Annotated in this window: 16 protein-coding genes and 1 tRNA gene; 7 read left to right on the forward strand and 10 right to left on the reverse strand. The window is 67.2% G+C overall.

What is annotated here, in order from left to right:
* Window positions 1-37 precede the first annotated feature (37 nt).
* The 6 genes from ACFO0J_RS04650 (at window position 38) to ACFO0J_RS04675 (ending at window position 6,284) form a co-directional block, all read left to right on the forward strand.
* Window positions 38-940, forward strand: coding sequence for a LysR family transcriptional regulator (locus ACFO0J_RS04650; RefSeq protein WP_376811879.1), 903 nt, complete (start codon window positions 38-40; stop codon window positions 938-940).
* Between the two features lie 207 nt (window positions 941-1,147).
* Window positions 1,148-2,206, forward strand: coding sequence for a TRAP transporter substrate-binding protein (locus ACFO0J_RS04655; protein ID WP_376811880.1), 1,059 nt, complete (start codon window positions 1,148-1,150; stop codon window positions 2,204-2,206).
* A gap of 76 nt (window positions 2,207-2,282) precedes the next feature.
* On the forward strand, window positions 2,283-2,903 hold the full coding sequence (locus ACFO0J_RS04660; RefSeq protein ID WP_376811881.1) for a TRAP transporter small permease subunit: 621 nt from the start codon (window positions 2,283-2,285) through the stop codon (window positions 2,901-2,903).
* Window positions 2,900-4,183, forward strand: a complete 1,284-nt coding sequence (locus ACFO0J_RS04665) for a TRAP transporter large permease (RefSeq protein ID WP_376811882.1) — start codon at window positions 2,900-2,902, stop codon at window positions 4,181-4,183. The genes ACFO0J_RS04660 and ACFO0J_RS04665 overlap by 4 nt, the downstream gene beginning before the upstream one ends.
* A gap of 29 nt (window positions 4,184-4,212) precedes the next feature.
* On the forward strand, window positions 4,213-4,899 hold the full coding sequence (locus tag ACFO0J_RS04670; protein ID WP_376811883.1) for a DUF2848 domain-containing protein: 687 nt from the start codon (window positions 4,213-4,215) through the stop codon (window positions 4,897-4,899).
* A gap of 32 nt (window positions 4,900-4,931) precedes the next feature.
* Entirely contained in the window at window positions 4,932-6,284 is a 1,353-nt protein-coding gene (locus tag ACFO0J_RS04675; RefSeq protein WP_376811884.1) for an amidase, read from the forward strand.
* Between the two features lie 32 nt (window positions 6,285-6,316).
* Here the strand turns inward: ACFO0J_RS04675 and ACFO0J_RS04680 are convergent, their stop codons facing one another.
* The 8 genes from ACFO0J_RS04680 to ACFO0J_RS04715 all read right to left on the reverse strand — a co-directional run bounded on the left by ACFO0J_RS04680 (window position 6,317) and on the right by ACFO0J_RS04715 (window position 13,018).
* Window positions 6,317-7,105 (reverse strand): CPBP family glutamic-type intramembrane protease, encoded by a 789-nt coding sequence (locus tag ACFO0J_RS04680; RefSeq protein WP_376811885.1) that lies wholly within the window; start codon window positions 7,103-7,105, stop codon window positions 6,317-6,319.
* A 10-nt stretch (window positions 7,106-7,115) separates the two neighbouring features.
* Window positions 7,116-7,715, reverse strand: coding sequence for an aminoacyl-tRNA hydrolase (gene pth, locus ACFO0J_RS04685; RefSeq protein WP_376811886.1), 600 nt, complete (start codon window positions 7,713-7,715; stop codon window positions 7,116-7,118).
* A gap of 99 nt (window positions 7,716-7,814) precedes the next feature.
* The gene (locus ACFO0J_RS04690; RefSeq protein ID WP_376811887.1) at window positions 7,815-8,420 is read right to left on the reverse strand and encodes a 50S ribosomal protein L25/general stress protein Ctc; all 606 of its coding nucleotides are present in this window, start codon (window positions 8,418-8,420) and stop codon (window positions 7,815-7,817) included.
* A gap of 112 nt (window positions 8,421-8,532) precedes the next feature.
* Window positions 8,533-9,483 carry a ribose-phosphate pyrophosphokinase gene (locus ACFO0J_RS04695; protein WP_376811888.1) on the reverse strand — a complete coding sequence of 317 codons (951 nt, stop codon included), beginning with the start codon at window positions 9,481-9,483 and terminating at the stop codon, window positions 8,533-8,535.
* Between the two features lie 102 nt (window positions 9,484-9,585).
* Window positions 9,586-9,662: transfer RNA gene (locus ACFO0J_RS04700), tRNA-Gln, on the reverse strand.
* A 5-nt stretch (window positions 9,663-9,667) separates the two neighbouring features.
* Window positions 9,668-10,570, reverse strand: coding sequence for a 4-(cytidine 5'-diphospho)-2-C-methyl-D-erythritol kinase (gene ispE / locus ACFO0J_RS04705; RefSeq protein ID WP_376811889.1), 903 nt, complete (start codon window positions 10,568-10,570; stop codon window positions 9,668-9,670).
* A gap of 19 nt (window positions 10,571-10,589) precedes the next feature.
* On the reverse strand, window positions 10,590-11,246 hold the full coding sequence (locus ACFO0J_RS04710) for an outer membrane lipoprotein LolB (RefSeq protein WP_376811890.1): 657 nt from the start codon (window positions 11,244-11,246) through the stop codon (window positions 10,590-10,592).
* A complete protein-coding gene (locus tag ACFO0J_RS04715) occupies window positions 11,243-13,018 on the reverse strand; it encodes a tetratricopeptide repeat protein (RefSeq protein WP_376811891.1) in 1,776 nt (591 codons plus the stop codon). Before ACFO0J_RS04715 ends, ACFO0J_RS04710 begins: the two co-directional genes overlap by 4 nt.
* 84 nt (window positions 13,019-13,102) lie before the next feature.
* On the opposite strand from ACFO0J_RS04715, the gene mutM reads away from it, so the two are divergent.
* Window positions 13,103-13,930, forward strand: a complete 828-nt coding sequence (gene mutM, locus ACFO0J_RS04720) for a bifunctional DNA-formamidopyrimidine glycosylase/DNA-(apurinic or apyrimidinic site) lyase (protein WP_376811892.1) — start codon at window positions 13,103-13,105, stop codon at window positions 13,928-13,930.
* Window positions 13,931-13,971: 41 nt separating this feature from the next.
* Here the strand turns inward: mutM and ACFO0J_RS04725 are convergent, their stop codons facing one another.
* Both ACFO0J_RS04725 and ACFO0J_RS04730 read right to left on the reverse strand, forming a co-directional pair.
* The gene (locus tag ACFO0J_RS04725; protein ID WP_376811893.1) at window positions 13,972-14,322 is read right to left on the reverse strand and encodes a RidA family protein; all 351 of its coding nucleotides are present in this window, start codon (window positions 14,320-14,322) and stop codon (window positions 13,972-13,974) included.
* Window positions 14,323-14,367: 45 nt separating this feature from the next.
* Complete coding sequence (locus ACFO0J_RS04730; protein ID WP_376811894.1) at window positions 14,368-15,780, reverse strand: FAD-binding oxidoreductase; 1,413 nt, start codon at window positions 15,778-15,780, stop codon at window positions 14,368-14,370.
* Window positions 15,781-15,802: the final 22 nt, after the last annotated feature.

Consider the following 15,802-nt stretch of genomic DNA (forward strand, 5'->3'; position numbering starts at 1 on the left):
CACTGGCCGCAGGCCCTGAGGCTTCCGACGCATCGCCATGGATTTCAAGCACATCGAAGCGTTTGTCTGGGTCGCCGAGGTCGAGAGCTTCCGGATCGCCGCGGAAAAGCTCCACACCACGCAGCCGGCCATCTCGCAGCGCATCGCGGCGCTGGAATCGTCCTTGTCCGTGCGGCTGTTCGAGCGCAACACGCGCGGCATCAGGCTGACGGAAAAAGGTCAGGAACTGCTGTCCCACGCCCGCCGCATCATCGACATGCGCACCGAGATGCTGACGGCCGCCCAACAGGCCTGCCCGATCGGGGGGCTCTTCCGGCTGGGCGTGGCCGAAACCCTGGTGCACACCTGGCTGCCGGAACTGCTCGAACGGCTGCACCAGCGGCATCCGGCGCTGGTGGTGGAATTGCAGGTGGACACCAGCCACGTGCTGCGCGCGCAACTGCTGTCGCACCAGATCGACCTGGCCATGCTGGTGGGGACCTCGCAGGACCCGCGCGAACACAGCCTGCACCTCTGGGATTATTCCCTGGCCTGGATCGCCAGCCCCAGCCTGCGGCTGCACAACCGCACCGTCACGGTCAGAGAACTGGCAGCCTACCCCATCATCACCTACCTGCCGGCCAGTGTGCCGCACCACGCGGTCAAGCGCATTCTGCAGGACGCGGGGATCAAGGAGCCCCGCCTGTACGGCAGCGCGTCGCTCAGCACCATCGTCCACATGACGCGCCACGGGATGGGTCCCTGCGTGATCGCGCCTGCCGTGATCACCGAGGAACTGGAACAGGGCAAGCTGCGTCTTCTGCGAACTGACAGCACCCTGCCCGACATCGACTTCCATGCCTGCTGGCTGGATACGCCCGACAGCCACACGGCCCAGACCGTCGCGCGGCTGGCGCAGGAAATCGCGCATCAGGTCGAGACCAAAGGGGATCGGGGATAACCCTGGCCCGGCTCGCTGAACCGTCAATAAAAACGCCTGAAAATTCATACGAATCAGTTTAAAAACAACACGTTATGATTGATTAATAAAGATTCGTTATGACCAGGCATACCGATTGATAATTGGACGCAATAGGGGTTGCCAAGCTGCAATCGAGGGGTGTCATCCACTCCATACACTCTGCACTCGACACCCCGAGGAGACTCCATGAAGCACCTGGCCACCATCACGCTCACCGCAGGCGCTGTCCTGCTCGCCTCCGCCGCCGTTGCACAAGACAAGGTGGACGGCCTGCCCAAGACCCAGATCCAGGTCGCGGGCGCGCTCAGCAACCTGACGCTCTACCAGAACTTCGAACAACCCTTCTGGACCAAGACCGTTCCCGAACTGTCGAACGGCCAGGTCACGGCCACCATCAAGGGTTTCAATGAAATGGGCCTGAAGGGCCCGGAAATGCTGCGCCTGATGTCCCAGGGCGTGATCCCGGTCGGCACCTCGACCCTGGCCTATTTCGCCAGCGACAACCCCATCAACGAAGCCATCGACCTGGCCGGCCTGGCGCCCACCGCCGCCATCGCCAAGCAGGTGACCGATGCCTTCAAGCCGGTCTACGAGGCCTTCTACGACAAGCAGAACATCAAGGTGCTCGGCTTTTCGTCCTATCCCGCGCAAGTGCTGTTCTGCAATGGCGCGATGAACGGCCTGGCCGACCTCAAGGGCAAGAAGGTGCGCACCAGCAGCCGCACCCAGGCCGAGTTCGTCGAGGCCTTCGGCGGCAGCAGCGTGACCCTGCCCTTCGGCGAAGTCGTGCCGGCCCTGCAGAACGGCGTGGTCAACTGCGCCATCACGGGCTCGATGTCGGGCTACTCGGCCAAGTGGTACGAGGTCAGCACGCACCTGTACGCCCTGCCGATCAACTGGAACCAGCAGATCCACGCCGCCAACAAGGCGTTCTGGAACAAGCTCGACCCCAAGGTCCAGGACTTCCTGCAGAAGAACCTGAACGTGATGTTCGAGAAAATCTGGGCCGACGCCGCCGCTGAAACGCAGCAGGGCTATGACTGCAACACCGGCGCCGCCGAGTGCAAGCAAGCGGTCAAGGGCAAGATGACGCTGGTTCAGCCCTCCGAGGCCGATCAGGCGCTGCTCAAGAAGGTCCTGTCCGAAACCATCGTGCCGAAGTGGGCCGCGCGCTGCTCCGCGCAATGCGTCACGGACTTCAACGACACGGTCGGCAAGATCGTGGGCATCACCGCGTCCAAGTAGGCGGTCGCGGCGTGCGCCGCGTCCTCTGACCCGCGGCCGGCGGCACACCGCCGGCCGCTTCGACCCCGGACTCATCATGAACTCATCCGACCGCTACCGCGTGCTCGACAGCCTGCTGCGCCGGGCGAACGCGCTCTCCCGCGTCGCCATCTGGGTGGCCGGCGGCCTGACCCTGGCCAGCGCCCTCTACATCACACTCGACGTGCTGGTGCGCTATTTCGTGGGCAGACCCCTGGGCGCCGCCGACGAACTGTCCGGCTACGCCTTCGCCATCAGCATCTCCTGGGCGCTGTCGTTCGCCACCCTGCAGCGCGCCAACATCCGCATCGACGCGCTGTACCAGTACCTGCCGCCGCGCATCGGCGCGCTCTTCGACTGGCTGGCGCTGGTCGTCCTGGGTGTGTTCATCGTGTACTGGACACGCTATGCCGCCACGGTCGCCGGCCTGTCCTGGGACAACCAATCGACCGCCAACACGACCTTCGCCACACCGCTGTGGATTCCGCAGTCCCTGTGGGTCGCGGGCCTGATCTGGCTGTGCGTCGTGCTGGCCCTCATGCTGCTGCGTTCGACCCTGGCCCTGGTGACGGGCGACCTGCGCACCGTGCGCGACATCTGCGGCGTGCGCAGCACCAAAGAAGAAGCCGACGCCGAAGCCGAAGCCGGCAAGCGGCTGGTCGAAGGAGACGCCTCATGATCGGCACCGCCCTCATCCTCCTGCTCGCCCTGCTGGGCCTGAGCATCCCGGTCGGCGCCGCGCTCGGCGTGCTCGGCCTGATCCTGGACCCCCTGTATTCGATGTTGCCGCTCACCCAGGCCATGGGTGAAGTGTCCTGGGGCACCAGCAACGAATTCCTGATGGTCGCCATCCCGCTGTTCATCCTGCTGGGCGAAATCCTGCTGCGCTCGGGCATGGCCGAAAGCATGTACAGCGCCATGAGCCTGTGGCTGTCGTGGCTGCCGGGCGGCCTGATGCACGCCAACATCGGCGCCAGCGCGCTGTTCGCCGCCACGTCCGGCTCCAGCGTGGCCACGGCGGCCACGGTCGGCACGGTCGCCATCCCGCAGATCAAGAAGCAGGGCTACAACCCTTCGCTGTTTCTCGGCAGCATCGCGGCCGGCGGCACGCTGGGCATCCTGATCCCGCCGTCCATCAATCTGGTGATCTACGGCGTGCTCACCAACACGTCGGTGCCCAAGCTCTACCTGGCCGGCATCGTCCCGGGGCTGGCGCTGGCCGGGCTGTTCATGCTCGCCATTGCGATCGCCTGCCTCGTGCGCCCGCAATGGGGCGGCCAGCGGATCACGGCGTCCTGGGGCGCGCGGATTCGCAGCCTGGCCCAGCTCGTGCCGCCGATCGGCATTTTCCTGCTGGTGGTGGGCTCGATCTACGCCGGCGTCGCCACGCCGACGGAAGCCGCGGCGCTGGGCGTGGTCGGTGCGCTGTGCCTCGCCCTGTTCCAGGGCCGTCTGAACTGGCCGATGCTGCGCGACGCCCTGGAAGGCACCATGAAGTCCTCGGCCATGATCATGCTCATCGTGATCGGCGCGGCCTTCCTGAACTTCATCATGTCGGCTGTCGGCCTGACCAATGCGCTGATCGACACCATCAGCGGCCTGGGCGTCTCGCCCACGGTCATGCTGCTGATCCTGGTGCTGTTCTATCTGGTGCTGGGCTGCTTCATGGAAACCCTGGCGATGATGATCACCACCATCCCCATCGTCGCGCCCATCATGTTCGCCCTGGGCTTCGACCCGGTCTGGCTGGGCATCGTCATCATCATCCTGGTCGAATGCGCGCTGATCACCCCGCCGGTCGGCCTGAACCTGTTCGTGGTCCAGAGCCTGCGCACCACGGGCAGCATGAATGACGTCATCGTCGGCGCCGCCCCCTTTGTCCTCATGATGCTGCTCATGGTCGCCCTGCTGGCGATCGCGCCCGACATCGCGCTCTGGGTCCCCCGCGTCTTCGGCTGACCCTCCATCCACCTCCACCGGAATATCGTATGAAGCTGTTTTTCGACCTGATCTCCACCCGGGCGGCCACGCAACTCGTGACCGTCAACCTCCAGCAGTGCATCGTGGCCGGCTGGGCCGGCCGCGATCTGGCCGCCATCGAGCACCACATCGAGGAACTGGCCGAACTGGGCGTGCCGCGCCCCAGCGCGGTGCCCCTGTACTACCGCATCGCCGCCAACCAGGTCAGCCAGGACGACGCGCTGCAGGCCGTGGGCCCGCATTCCTCGGGCGAAGCCGAAGTCTTCGTCTTCATGCACGACGGGCAACTGATGGTCAGCCTCGCCTCCGATCACACCGACCGCAAGCTCGAATCGATCAGCGTGGCCCTGTCCAAGCAGATCTGCGTCAAGCCCGTCGCGCGGGAAGCCTGGCCGTTCGCCGAGGTGGCCGCGCACTGGGACTCGCTGATCCTGCGCTCATGGATCGAGGAAGACGGCCGGCGCGTGCTCTATCAGGAAGGCACGCTGGCCTCGCTGCGGCCGCCCACCGAGCTGATCGAGGGCTGCTTCGGCGCGGCAGGCATGCCGCCCGACGCGGGAATGACCTGCGGTACCATGGCCGCCATCGGCGGCATCCGCCCCTCCACGAACCTGGAGATGGAACTGTTCGATCCGATCCTGGGCCGCCGCATCCATCACGCCTACCGCATCGAAGTCCTGCCCGAAATCGCCTGACCCGTCCCCCCACACTCACGCCCGGAACCGCCATGTTGCCCACCCTGACCGCACTGCAAGCCGCCCTGGACAAGGGCGAGACCACGTCCGTCGACCTGACCCAAGCCGCGCTGGCCCGCATCGCCGATCCGCAGGGTGAAGGCGCGCGGGTCTTCACCGCGGTCTGGGCGGAACAGGCGCTGGCCGCCGCCCGGGCGTCCGACGCCCTGCGCGCCGCCGGCCAGGCCCGCTCGCCCCTGGACGGCCTGCCCGTCTCGATCAAGGACTTGTTCGACGTCGCCGGACACGTCACAAAATCAGGCTCCAAGGTGCGCCGGGGCGACGCGCCCGCCGCGCGCCACGCCGATCCGGTGCAGCGCCTGGCGCGCGCCGGCGCGGTGCTGATCGGGCACACCAACATGACGGAATTCGCCTTCTCCGGGCTGGGCATCAATCCGCACTATGGCACGCCCAGCAGCCCCTGGGACCGCGCCGGCGGCCGGATTCCGGGCGGTTCGTCCTCGGGCGCGGGCGTCTCGGTGGCGGACGGCATGGCGGTGGCCGCCCTGGGCACGGACACGGGCGGCTCGGTCCGCATCCCGTCGGCCTTCTGCGGCTTGACGGGCTTCAAGCCCACGGCGGCGCGCGTGCCCTCCGGCGGCACCTTCCCCCTGGCGACCAGCCTGGATTCCGTGGGGCCGCTGGCGGCCTCGGTGACGTGCTGCGCGATCCTGGACGGCATTCTCTCGGGCGACGAGGCCCGCCGGCTGCCGACCGCCCTGCCGCTGTCCCGGCTGCGGCTCGCCGTGGCGAACACGCTGGTCCTGGACGGCGCCGACGACATCGTCCGCAACACCTTCAACGCTGCGATCGCGCGGCTGCGCGCCGCAGGCGTCGCCATCGACACACTGGATCTGCCGGAATTCGAGGAACTGGCGCAGATCAACCGCAAGGGCGGACTGGTCTGCGCGGAAGCCTACGCGGTCCACCGCGACGCGCTGGATGCGCACGGCGACCAATACGACCCCCGGGTGTCCTCGCGCATCCTGCGCGGCCGCGACATCGACGCCGCCGACTACATCGAGCTGCACGCCAAACGCGCGCGCTGGATCGCCGCCGTCGAAGCCCGGCTGCAAGGCTACGACGCATTGCTGCTGCCCACCGTGCCGGTGATCGCGCCGACCATCGAGTCCCTGCGGGCCTCGGACGAGGCCTATTTCGCCGCGAACGGCCTGATCCTGCGCAATCCCACGCTGATCAATTTCCTGGACGGCTGCGCCCTGAGCCTGCCCTGCCATGCGCAGGGCGAGGCGCCGGTCGGCCTGATGGTCGCAGGCCCGGCCCACGCCGACGCGCACATCCTGGACGTCGGCCTCAGCATCGAACAGATCCTGGGCGCGCGCTGAACGGAGCGGGGTGCGGCCCGTTATTTAGGGCCTCATCCCAGCGCCAGCTCCGGGGCCAGCCACAGGATCAGTCCGATCAGCAGCAGCGGTCCGCCGTTGAAGATCGCGTGCAGGGCGATCGAGGCGCCCAGGCCCCGGCGCACGCGCATCCAGCCCAGCACCAGGCCGGTGACCCATTGCGGCAGCACCAGCAGCGGCAGCAGCACCAGCGCCATGGCGTTGAGACGGAAATTGAACAGGTGCACGGCGGCGAAGGCCAGCGCGGCGACGTGGAACAGCAGCGGATAGGCGCGCCGCATCAGCCGCCGGCCGCGCCAGGACAGCCGCCAGCCGGCCTGCCAACGGTGGCCGGCCGGATACCAGGCCGGCGCCAGAGCCAGCAGCACGGCGGCGGCGGCCATCAGGCCCGAGGCCACGCCGGCGCCCTGGACCAGAATGGACACCATCAGGGGCACGAACCACCACAACATGGCCGGACGGCGCAACGCGTGACGAAAGGTCAGCTCCTCGACGATCGGCGCCCAGATCAGGGCGGTCATCCAGGGCAGGTTGTGGATGTCCAGCCGATGCTGCGCCCCGCCCGCATCCGCCGCCGACAGGGCCAGCGGGGCGAACACGAACAGATTCAAGGTCCACAGCAGCACGGCCCAATGGACCAGGCGCCACCAGGGCGCGTTCAGGCCCAGGTCCGCCCGCATGCCGGAACCGGCGCGCCGGCCGCCCAGCCGGGGGCCGGGACGCGGCCGGACGACGAAGCGCAGGAAATCAACGATTTCCTGACCCATGGTGGGCAGTCCGGCGGGGCGTCGAAAAAGAGGCATGGATGCCGTCTCAGGCGTGATTGGCCTGGTGCAGGCGTTCGGTGGCGCGCTCGAAGGCGCCGTCCAGCAGTTGCGGCAGGACGATGCGACAGCGGTTGATGACGTCGTCGATACCGGGCATATCGTCCTTGCGCGGCGGATGCAGCACGAAATTGACCACCTGCTGGGCCAGGCCCAGGCTGCGCGGATGACCGATGCCGATGCGCAGGCGCCAGAAGTTCGGCGAGCCCAGCGCGGACTGGATGTCGCGCAGGCCGTTGTGGCCTGCATGACCGCCGCCCAGCTTGAGTTTGACGGCCCCCGGCAGCAGATCGAGTTCATCGTGCAGGACCAGGATTTCCTCGGGCTGCAGTTTGTAGAAGCGCGCCAGCGCACCGACCGCCTGACCGGACTTGTTCATGAAGGTGATCGGCTTGGCCAAGACCACGGCCTGTCCCGCATGACGCGCACGCGCGACCCAGGCGAAGAACGGTTTTTCGAGGGTGAAATCGGCCCGCAGGTCGTCGGCGAAATGGTCCGCCAGCCAGAATCCGGCGTTATGGCGCGTGGCTTCGTATTCGGGGCCGGGGTTGCCCAGCCCCACGATGAGGCGGATGGGCGCTGTCGTCATTGGAGGAAATCCGAAAAGCACTTATCATACGACAAAACCCCCGCCCGCCTTGCGGCGGACGGGGGTTTTGCAGGGTCTTGCGAACTGCGCCTGAGACGCTTATTCGGCAGCCGGAGCAGCAGCGGCGTCATCCGCCGTCGTGCCCTTGGGCGCGGAAGCCTGAGCCAGCAGCGGGTTGGTGTCCTCGCCGTGGGGCACGAACTTCACCCCCATCGGCAGGGTGATGTCGGCCAGGTGCAGACGGGCGCCGCCGATCAGGTTGCCCAGATCCACTTCGATGAACTGCGGCAGGTTGGCCGGCAGGCAGGTGATGTCCAGTTCGGCCGGGCCGTGGGTGACGACCTGGCCGGCCAGCTTGACGGCCGGGCTGATGTCGGCGTTCAGGTAGTGCACCGGAACCTTGGTGGTGACGGCCTGAGAGGCGTCCACGCGCTGGAAGTCCACGTGCAGGACCAGGGCCTTGTAGGGGTGCCATTGGGCGGCACGCACCAGGACCGGCTCGGTCTTGCCGTCCAGGACCATGTCCAGGATGGAGGCGTGGAAGGCTTCCTTGTTCAGGGCGTGGTAGATCTCGTTGTGGTCGAGCTCGATGTTGGCCGGCGCGGACTTGCCGCCGTAGACAATGGCGGGCACCCGACCGGCGCGGCGCAGGCGGCGGCTCGCACTCGAACCCTGAACGCTACGCGAAGTGGCGGTGAATTTCATGGAAAACTCCAAAATAAGGCCTTGAAAGACCTCTGACAACACAGCAGCCTGGGCTGCAAAAACGCCCCGCGCCGCGACCAGCGCGAGGCCACAAGATGAAACGCGTCCGCCCTCAGTCGGCGAACAGGGAGCTGACCGATTCCGCCGTCGAAATGCGCAAAATGGTTTCCCCCAGCAGGGACGCGCAAGACAGTTGGCGGATTTTCGCGCAGGCGCGCGCGGCTTCGTTCAGCGGAATGGTGTCGGTGACGACGAGTTCGTCCAGCGCGGATTCCTGGATGCGCTTGATGGCCTCGCCCGACAGCACGGGGTGCGTGCAATAGGCGTACACCGCGCCCGCGCCCCGGTCCTTCAGGGCCTGGGCGGCCTTGCACAGCGTGCCGGCGGTATCGACCATATCGTCCATGATCAGGCAGGTGCGCCCGCTCACGTCGCCGATGATGTTCATGACCTCGGACACATTGGCGCGCGGACGGCGCTTGTCGATGATGGCCAGGTCGGATTCGAGCTGCTTGGCCAGGGCCCGGGCGCGCACCACACCGCCGATGTCGGGGGACACGACCACCAGGTTCTGGAAATTGCGGCTCCAGATGTCGCCCAGCAGGATCGGCCCGGCGTAGATGTTGTCCACGGGGATGTCGAAGAAGCCCTGGATCTGGTCGGCGTGCAGGTCCATGGTCAGGACCCGGTCCACGCCCACGACCTGCAGCATGTTGGCCACGACCTTGGCCGAGATCGACACGCGGGCCGAACGCGGCCGGCGATCCTGGCGGGCATAGCCGAAATACGGGATGGCGGCGGTGATGTTGCGCGCGGAAGCGCGGCGCAGGGCATCGACCATCACCATGATTTCCATCAGGTTGTCATTGGTCGGCGCACAGGTGGGCTGCAGCACGAAGACGTCCTTGCCGCGAACGTTTTCGTTGATTTCCACCATGACTTCGCCGTCGGAGAAGCGACCGACGGTCATCTTGCCCAGGGACATGTCCAGGTGATTCACGACGTCGACGGCCAGACGAGGATTGGCCGTGCCGGTGAAAATCATGAATCTGTCTTGTGCCATGGTGTCGAACCAATGTGTCAAATGACAAGGCTGTTGACAGCCTTTCCGCAGGAGGCGGACCGGTTCAACAGCCTGATAGCATGCGCTCTGGCGCGGAAAGGATGGCTGGGGAAGAAGGATTCGAACCTTCGCATGCCGGAATCAAAATCCGGTGCCTTAACCAGCTTGGCGATTCCCCAATAAGTCAATCTGCGACCCATCCCAGCAAAGGATGATCATCCAGTCCCTGGCAGATCCAGGATCCTTCGACCACCCTATCGGGTGAGTTTTCTATTTTACTGATTATTCGATCCCGGTGCATCCTGGCCCTGGCTGCGTCCGGGAATTCCACAAACAGGCACGAACCGGAACCTGTCATGCGGACTTCGACCCCCGTGTCCTGCATCGTCCGCGCAAGCGCGGCGATCTCTGGATGCTGCCGAAAGACCACGGCTTCCAGGTCGTTGCGCCCGAAGAAATTCCCCGCGTCGCGCCCTGTCTGCCAATCAGTAAAGACCGCAATTTTTACCGATTCAGAATTTCTTGTCAAATCGGGATCGCGAAAGATGTCTGCCGTCGTCACGTGCGCGGGCGGGCGCACGATCCAATAGGCCCGTTCAGGCAGGTCCACGGCGCTCAGATCCTCGCCCACGCCCTGGGCGAACGCCGCCCGGCCGAAGACGAAGACCGGCACGTCCGCCCCCAGCGGCAGGGCCAGGCGCATCAGTTCGGCGCGCGTCAGGCCGGCACCCCACAGGCGGTTCAGGGCGATCAGGGTCGTGGCCGCATCGCTGGATCCGCCGCCCAGGCCGCCGCCGGCCGGAATGCGTTTGTCATAGCGGATGCGCGCGCCCTGCCGCACGCCCGCGGCCCGCTGCAGATCGCGGGCGGCGCGCAGCACCAGATCCTGGTCGGCCGGCAAGCCCGCCAGGCCCGCGCCTTCGCGCACGATCGAGCCGTCGGCCGTGGTTTCGAAATCGAGGGTGTCGCACAGATCCACGAAACGGAACACCGTCTGCAGCAGGTGATAGCCGTCCGGGCGGCGGCCCACCACGTGCAGGAACAGATTGAGCTTGGCCGGAGCCGGGACGTCGTACAGGGCCGCCATGCGTGTCAGCGCCGGCGCGCTAGGGCCGGTCCACGATCAGCTGCAGGCGCCATTGTCCCTGCTCGTCCAGGCGCGACAGGCGCACGCGCCCGGGGCCCTGATCGTCGTAGGCCGACAGGGCCACGTCCCAGCCGTCCTGATGCAGCGACGTCAACCGATCCTGATCATCCCGTTTGGCATCGACGACCAGACCGGGCGCGGCCTCGCCGCGTATCCAGTGGCGCAGCCCGGACACGGGCATGGGATGGCCCCAGACCAGAGCCAGCAGATCGTCCGGCGTAGGCGCCGATTCACGGCTGCCGTCGGCGCGTTCCAGCACGGACCGCCCCGGTTCGACCCGTATCCGCGCCAGGACGCTGCCCAGCGGCGAAACCAGGTCCAGGCGCAGGACCTGGTCGTCATCGCGCCAGGAAAAACCGCCCTGGGCCGCATAGGGCGCGGCGCCCGCCGGCTGCAGGTTGACGGCGAAACGGCCCTGCCGTTCGAAGGCAGGCCCCTGGCCGACAATGCGCTGGGGCGTGGCGCAGGCGGCCAGCAGACCGGCCAGCGCCAGCGCCAGCCAGATGGGCCGCAGGCGTCCGGCCGCCGAGGCGATGGCGCGCAGAAAACGCAGCTTATGCAGGACGGCGTGGCGCGCCCCCAGGCGCGTGATCCCGGCAGTCACGGCACCGGTCATGGCAGCTCGACCCCCAGACGGTGCAGCGTCTCCTTCAGGGACGCGCTCTCAGGATCGGCCTTGCGGCCCTCGGCCCAGATGCGGCGGGCCTCGTCGCGGCGGCCCAGCGCCCACAAGGTCTCGCCCAGGTGCGCGGCCACGTCGGCGGCAGGCATCTGGTCGTAGGAACGGCGCAGGTATTCCAGCGCCCCCTGGTAGTCGCGGATGCGGAACAGATACCAGCCCACGCTGTCCAGGATGTAGGCGCTGTCGGGGTTGAGATCGAGCGCCCGTTCCAGCAGATCGCGCGCCTCGTCCAGGTTGCGGTTCTGTTCGACGTAGGTGTAGCCCAGCGAGTTGTAGGCATTGGCGTTGTCGGGATCGAGTTCGATCACGCGGCGCATCAAGGCCTCGAATTCAGCCGTCTTGCCCTGCTGGTGCAGCAGCATGCCCAGGTCGTACTTGATTTCCGGGGTGTCGGGCATTTCCAGGTCGGCGGCCTTGAGCAGCTCGACCGCCTGATCGGTGCGCCCCGCGTCCCGGTAGATCGAGGCCAGCGTCAGGCGCACGACGGCCCGTTCGCGGCGGTCGGCGGGTTTGATGTCGTCCAGGATCGCCCGCGCCTGGTTCAGGTCGCCCAGCTTGCCGTACAGTACGGCTTCGTGCGTGCGCGCCTGGAAGACCAGCGTCGGCTCGTCGATGGTGTGCAACTGGCGAATGGCCTCGCGCAGGTCGTTCTGGCGCTCGGCGATCTGCACCAGCAGCAGCCGCGCGTCGGACACATCGGCCTGGGCGTTGGTGGCGTCGTCGCGCACGGACTGGCGCCGCTGCTGCTGGATCGTGATGTACTGGTTCAGCAGGGACTTGGCCGCATCGTAGCGGCCGGCCCGGGCGTTGACCTCGGCCTCGGTGTAGAGCAGATCGAAATCCTCCGGCGCGCGCCGGCGCATGCGGCCCAGCAGGCCCAGGGCCTCGTCAAACGACCCCAGCCCGGTCAGGCGGCTGACCAGCAGTAGTTGCAGGCCGCGCCGATCCGGGTGGCTGTCCAGAAAGGCATAGGTGTCTTTGATGGCCCGGGTGGAGTCAACCCGCAAGCCGTATTCCAGCACCCGCTGGGCGGCGTCCTGGGAATCCGGGTCCAGCGCCTGGGCGTGACGGGCCTCGTCGACGGCGCGCGCAGGCTCGCCCGCCGCCCAGGCCGCATCGGCCAGGGCCAGGCGGGCCAGCGCCGAGGTCTTGGAGACCCCCGCCAGCGCCTTGTCCAGCACGTCCAGGGCCAGGCGCTTGTCCGTCATCTTGGAAACAATGCCGGCCGCCTGGACGACGGCCTGATCCTGGTCATCGGCCGTGGCGATGCGGCGCGACAGCGTCTGGGCCAGGCCGTCCGTCTGGCCGCTGGAGGCCGACAGGGCCAGAGACGCCGCCACGGCTTCGGGATTGGACGGATCCAGGACGGCCCATTCACGGGCCGAACGCAGCGCCAGCGCCAGATTGCGGCCGGTCATGGACATCTGGAAGGCACGGCGCGCCAGCCGGGAATCCAGCGTGTCACGCGACAAGGACAGGAGTTCCTGGGCCGCGTCATCGAACTCCCCGCGCTGGGCGGACAGTTCGGCCACCAGCAGGCGGTACAGTAGTTCGGGGGTGAGATTGACGACCGGCGGCTCGCCGCTGCGCAAATGAATGGTCTCGACCGGATCGGCCGGTGCGGCTGCGGGAGGCGCAGCCCACGCCGCCTCGTGTGCGGCGGCCAGCGCCAGCACCACGGGTATCACGGAAGCTGGGAATCTCATTTGCGGTAACCTGGCCGGAACGCAGGAAGAAACCGCGTCTGGTGGCAAAATTGCGTCATCAAAAGTGGATGTTATCACCCCGCCATGCCCGAACTGCCAGAAGTCGAAACAACCCGTCGTGGAATTGCCACGGTCATGCCCGGACGCGTCCTGCGCCGCCTGATCGTGCACGAGCCTCGCCTGCGCTGGCCCGTGCCGGCCGATCTGCCCGACCAGGTCCGTGACGCCGAGGTCCTGGCCTGCGAACGCCGGGGAAAATACCTGCTGATCCGCTTTGCGCAAGGCATCCAGATCGTGCACCTGGGCATGTCGGGTTCTTTGCGGCGGGTGCCGATGGACGAGCCGCTGCGCAAGCACGATCACGTGGAATGGCTGTTCGATGAAGCCCGTTTTCTGTTACACGATCCGCGCCGCTTTGGCGCCGTGTTGTGGCATCCGGCCGAGGCCGGCCCGATCGAGGCCCACCCGCTGCTGGCCGGCCTGGGCGTCGAGCCCTTTGCCCCGGCCTTCACGCCCGAGGCCCTGCACGCGGGCTTGCAGGGGCGCCGCCAGTCGGTCAAGCAATTGCTGCTGGGCGGAAAAATCGTCGTCGGCGTGGGGAATATTTACGCGTCTGAATCGCTGTTCCTGGCCGGCATCGATCCGCGCCTGCCGGGCGACCGCGTCTCGCGCCCGCGCAGCGCCAAACTGCACGCGGCGATCCTGCAAACCCTGAGCCAGGCGCTGGAATCAGGCGGCAGCACGCTGCGCGATTACGTCAACGCCCAGGGCTCGCCCGGGGCGTATTTCACGCTGCACGCGGCCGTCTACGAACGCGACGGCCGGCCCTGCCCGCGCTGCGCGACGCCGATCCGCCGCATCGTCCAGGGCCAGCGGGCGACGTATTTTTGCCCGGGGTGTCAGAAGCGTTGATGCGTCATCGGCAACGCGGCATGGCGACCCCGGGCACCGCATCAATTCAGTGCAGCAACGATGATCACCTCAAACTTCAGCCCCGGCGCGGCCAGGCGGGCTTCGCCCGTGGCGCGGGCCGGCGGGTTGGCCGGATCGATCCAGGCTTCCCAGACCGGGTTCATGGCCTTGAAATCCGCCATGTCGGCCAGCCAGATCGTGGCCTGCAGGATGCGGGATTTGTGGCTGCCGGCCTGGGCCAGCAGGCGGTCGACTTCGGCCAGCGCCGTGCGCGCCTGGGCCTGTACGTCGTCGCCGTCATGGCCGACCTGGCCCGACAGATAGACGATATTGCCGTGGACGACGGCTCCGCTCATGCGGGCGCCGGGTTCGATACGCTGGATGGTGGTCATGGTGTTTGATCCTTATTGGAGGGAGAAAGAAGAGGCGGCGCCGGATCAGCCCAGCACCTTGCCCGGGTTCATGAGGCCCTGGGGGTCCAGGGCCGATTTGATGCGATGCATCAACGCCATTTCCACAGGGTCCTTGTAGCGCGGCAGCACGTCGCGCTTGAGCTGCCCCACCCCGTGTTCCGCGCTGATCGAGCCGCCCACGGCGTGCACGCGATCATGCACCAGTTCGTAGACCGCGTCCTGGCACGACAAGAGCCGGCCTTCGGCCCATTGCGGCCCGCGCGCGACGTTGTAGTGCAGATTGCCGTCGCCCAGGTGACCGAAGATCACGTTTCTGATCCCCGGGAACGCCGCCTGCAAGGCGGCGTTGGTGCCCAGCACGAATTCGGCCATGCGCGACACCGGAATCGAGACGTCGTGCTTGATGCTCTTGCCGGATTCTTTTTCGGCCAGGGGGATGCTTTCGCGCAGATGCCAGAGCGCGTGGCTTTGCGCCATGGATTCGGCGATCACCGCGTCCAGCACGATGCCGGCCTCGATGGCCTCGCCGATGACCACCTCGAAACGCTCGCGGGCGTGGGCCTCGGATTCGCTGTCCGACAATTCCAGCAGCGCGTACCAGGGCATGGCCGCCGACGGGCCTTCGAAAGGCAGGCGCTGCTGCGGAAAACAGCGCACCACGTCCTGCAGGCAATCGCCGGCCATCAACTCGAAGCCGGTCAGCGACGCGCCCAGGCCTGCGCGGGCGCGGCCCAGCATGGCGATGGCCGATTCGATCGAATCCAGGGCCAGCAGCGCGGTGCAGCGCGCCACCGGCAGCGGATGCAGCTTCAGTGTCGCGGCCGTGATCACGCCCAGCGTGCCCTCGCTGCCGATGAACAGGTCGCGCAGGTCGTAGCCGGTATTGTCCTTGCGCAGGCCGCGCAGGCCGTGCCAGATGTCGCCCTGGGCGGTGACGACCTCCAGCCCCAGGGCCAGTTCGCGCATGTTGCCGTAGCGCAGCACCTGGGTGCCGCCCGCGTTGGTGGCCAGGTTGCCGCCGATCGTGCAACTGCCCTCGGCCGCCAGACTGAGCGGAAACAGCCGGCCGGCTTCGCGCGCCGCCTGCTGGACGGACTGCAGGATGCAGCCGGCCTCGACTTCCATGGTGTCGTTGTCGGTGTCGATGCTGCGGACCCGGTTCAGGCGCTGCAGCGACAGGATCACCGCCCGGCCGGAATCGTCGGGCGTCGCCCCGCCGCACAGTCCCGTGTTGCCCCCCTGAGGAATCACCGGCAGACCGGCCTGCGCGCACAGGCGCACGACGGCCGCAACCTCGTCGGTCGAGCCGGGCCGCACCACAGCCAGCGAGCGGCCGCGATAGCGCTCGCGCCAGTCGGTTTCCCAGGGCAGCGCATCCGCGCCGGTCAACACCTGCGCGGCGCCAACCGTCGCGCGCAAAGCATCCAGATGATCCATGATTTTCGTAATCCAGCGGCCC

It is taken from the genome of Castellaniella hirudinis (assembly GCF_042651965.1).
Classification (GTDB): domain Bacteria; phylum Pseudomonadota; class Gammaproteobacteria; order Burkholderiales; family Burkholderiaceae_B; genus Castellaniella; species Castellaniella hirudinis.

Excerpts from the sequence above, each read along its gene's own strand:
- ACFO0J_RS04650 (WP_376811879.1), top strand. The coding sequence starts at position 38 with ATGGATTTCAAGCACATCGAAGCGTTTGTCTGGGTCGCCGAGGTCGAG.
- ACFO0J_RS04655 (WP_376811880.1), top strand. The coding sequence starts at position 1,148 with ATGAAGCACCTGGCCACCATCACGCTCACCGCAGGCGCTGTCCTGCTC.
- ACFO0J_RS04660 (WP_376811881.1), top strand. The coding sequence starts at position 2,283 with ATGAACTCATCCGACCGCTACCGCGTGCTCGACAGCCTGCTGCGCCGG.
- ACFO0J_RS04665 (WP_376811882.1), top strand. The coding sequence starts at position 2,900 with ATGATCGGCACCGCCCTCATCCTCCTGCTCGCCCTGCTGGGCCTGAGC.
- ACFO0J_RS04670 (WP_376811883.1), top strand. The coding sequence starts at position 4,213 with ATGAAGCTGTTTTTCGACCTGATCTCCACCCGGGCGGCCACGCAACTC.
- ACFO0J_RS04675 (WP_376811884.1), top strand. The coding sequence starts at position 4,932 with ATGTTGCCCACCCTGACCGCACTGCAAGCCGCCCTGGACAAGGGCGAG.
- ACFO0J_RS04680 (WP_376811885.1), bottom strand. The coding sequence starts at position 7,105 with ATGCCTCTTTTTCGACGCCCCGCCGGACTGCCCACCATGGGTCAGGAA.
- pth (WP_376811886.1), bottom strand. The coding sequence starts at position 7,715 with ATGACGACAGCGCCCATCCGCCTCATCGTGGGGCTGGGCAACCCCGGC.
- ACFO0J_RS04690 (WP_376811887.1), bottom strand. The coding sequence starts at position 8,420 with ATGAAATTCACCGCCACTTCGCGTAGCGTTCAGGGTTCGAGTGCGAGC.
- ACFO0J_RS04695 (WP_376811888.1), bottom strand. The coding sequence starts at position 9,483 with ATGGCACAAGACAGATTCATGATTTTCACCGGCACGGCCAATCCTCGT.
- ispE (WP_376811889.1), bottom strand. The coding sequence starts at position 10,570 with ATGGCGGCCCTGTACGACGTCCCGGCTCCGGCCAAGCTCAATCTGTTC.
- ACFO0J_RS04710 (WP_376811890.1), bottom strand. The coding sequence starts at position 11,246 with ATGACCGGTGCCGTGACTGCCGGGATCACGCGCCTGGGGGCGCGCCAC.
- ACFO0J_RS04715 (WP_376811891.1), bottom strand. The coding sequence starts at position 13,018 with ATGAGATTCCCAGCTTCCGTGATACCCGTGGTGCTGGCGCTGGCCGCC.
- mutM (WP_376811892.1), top strand. The coding sequence starts at position 13,103 with ATGCCCGAACTGCCAGAAGTCGAAACAACCCGTCGTGGAATTGCCACG.
- ACFO0J_RS04725 (WP_376811893.1), bottom strand. The coding sequence starts at position 14,322 with ATGACCACCATCCAGCGTATCGAACCCGGCGCCCGCATGAGCGGAGCC.
- ACFO0J_RS04730 (WP_376811894.1), bottom strand. The coding sequence starts at position 15,780 with ATGGATCATCTGGATGCTTTGCGCGCGACGGTTGGCGCCGCGCAGGTG.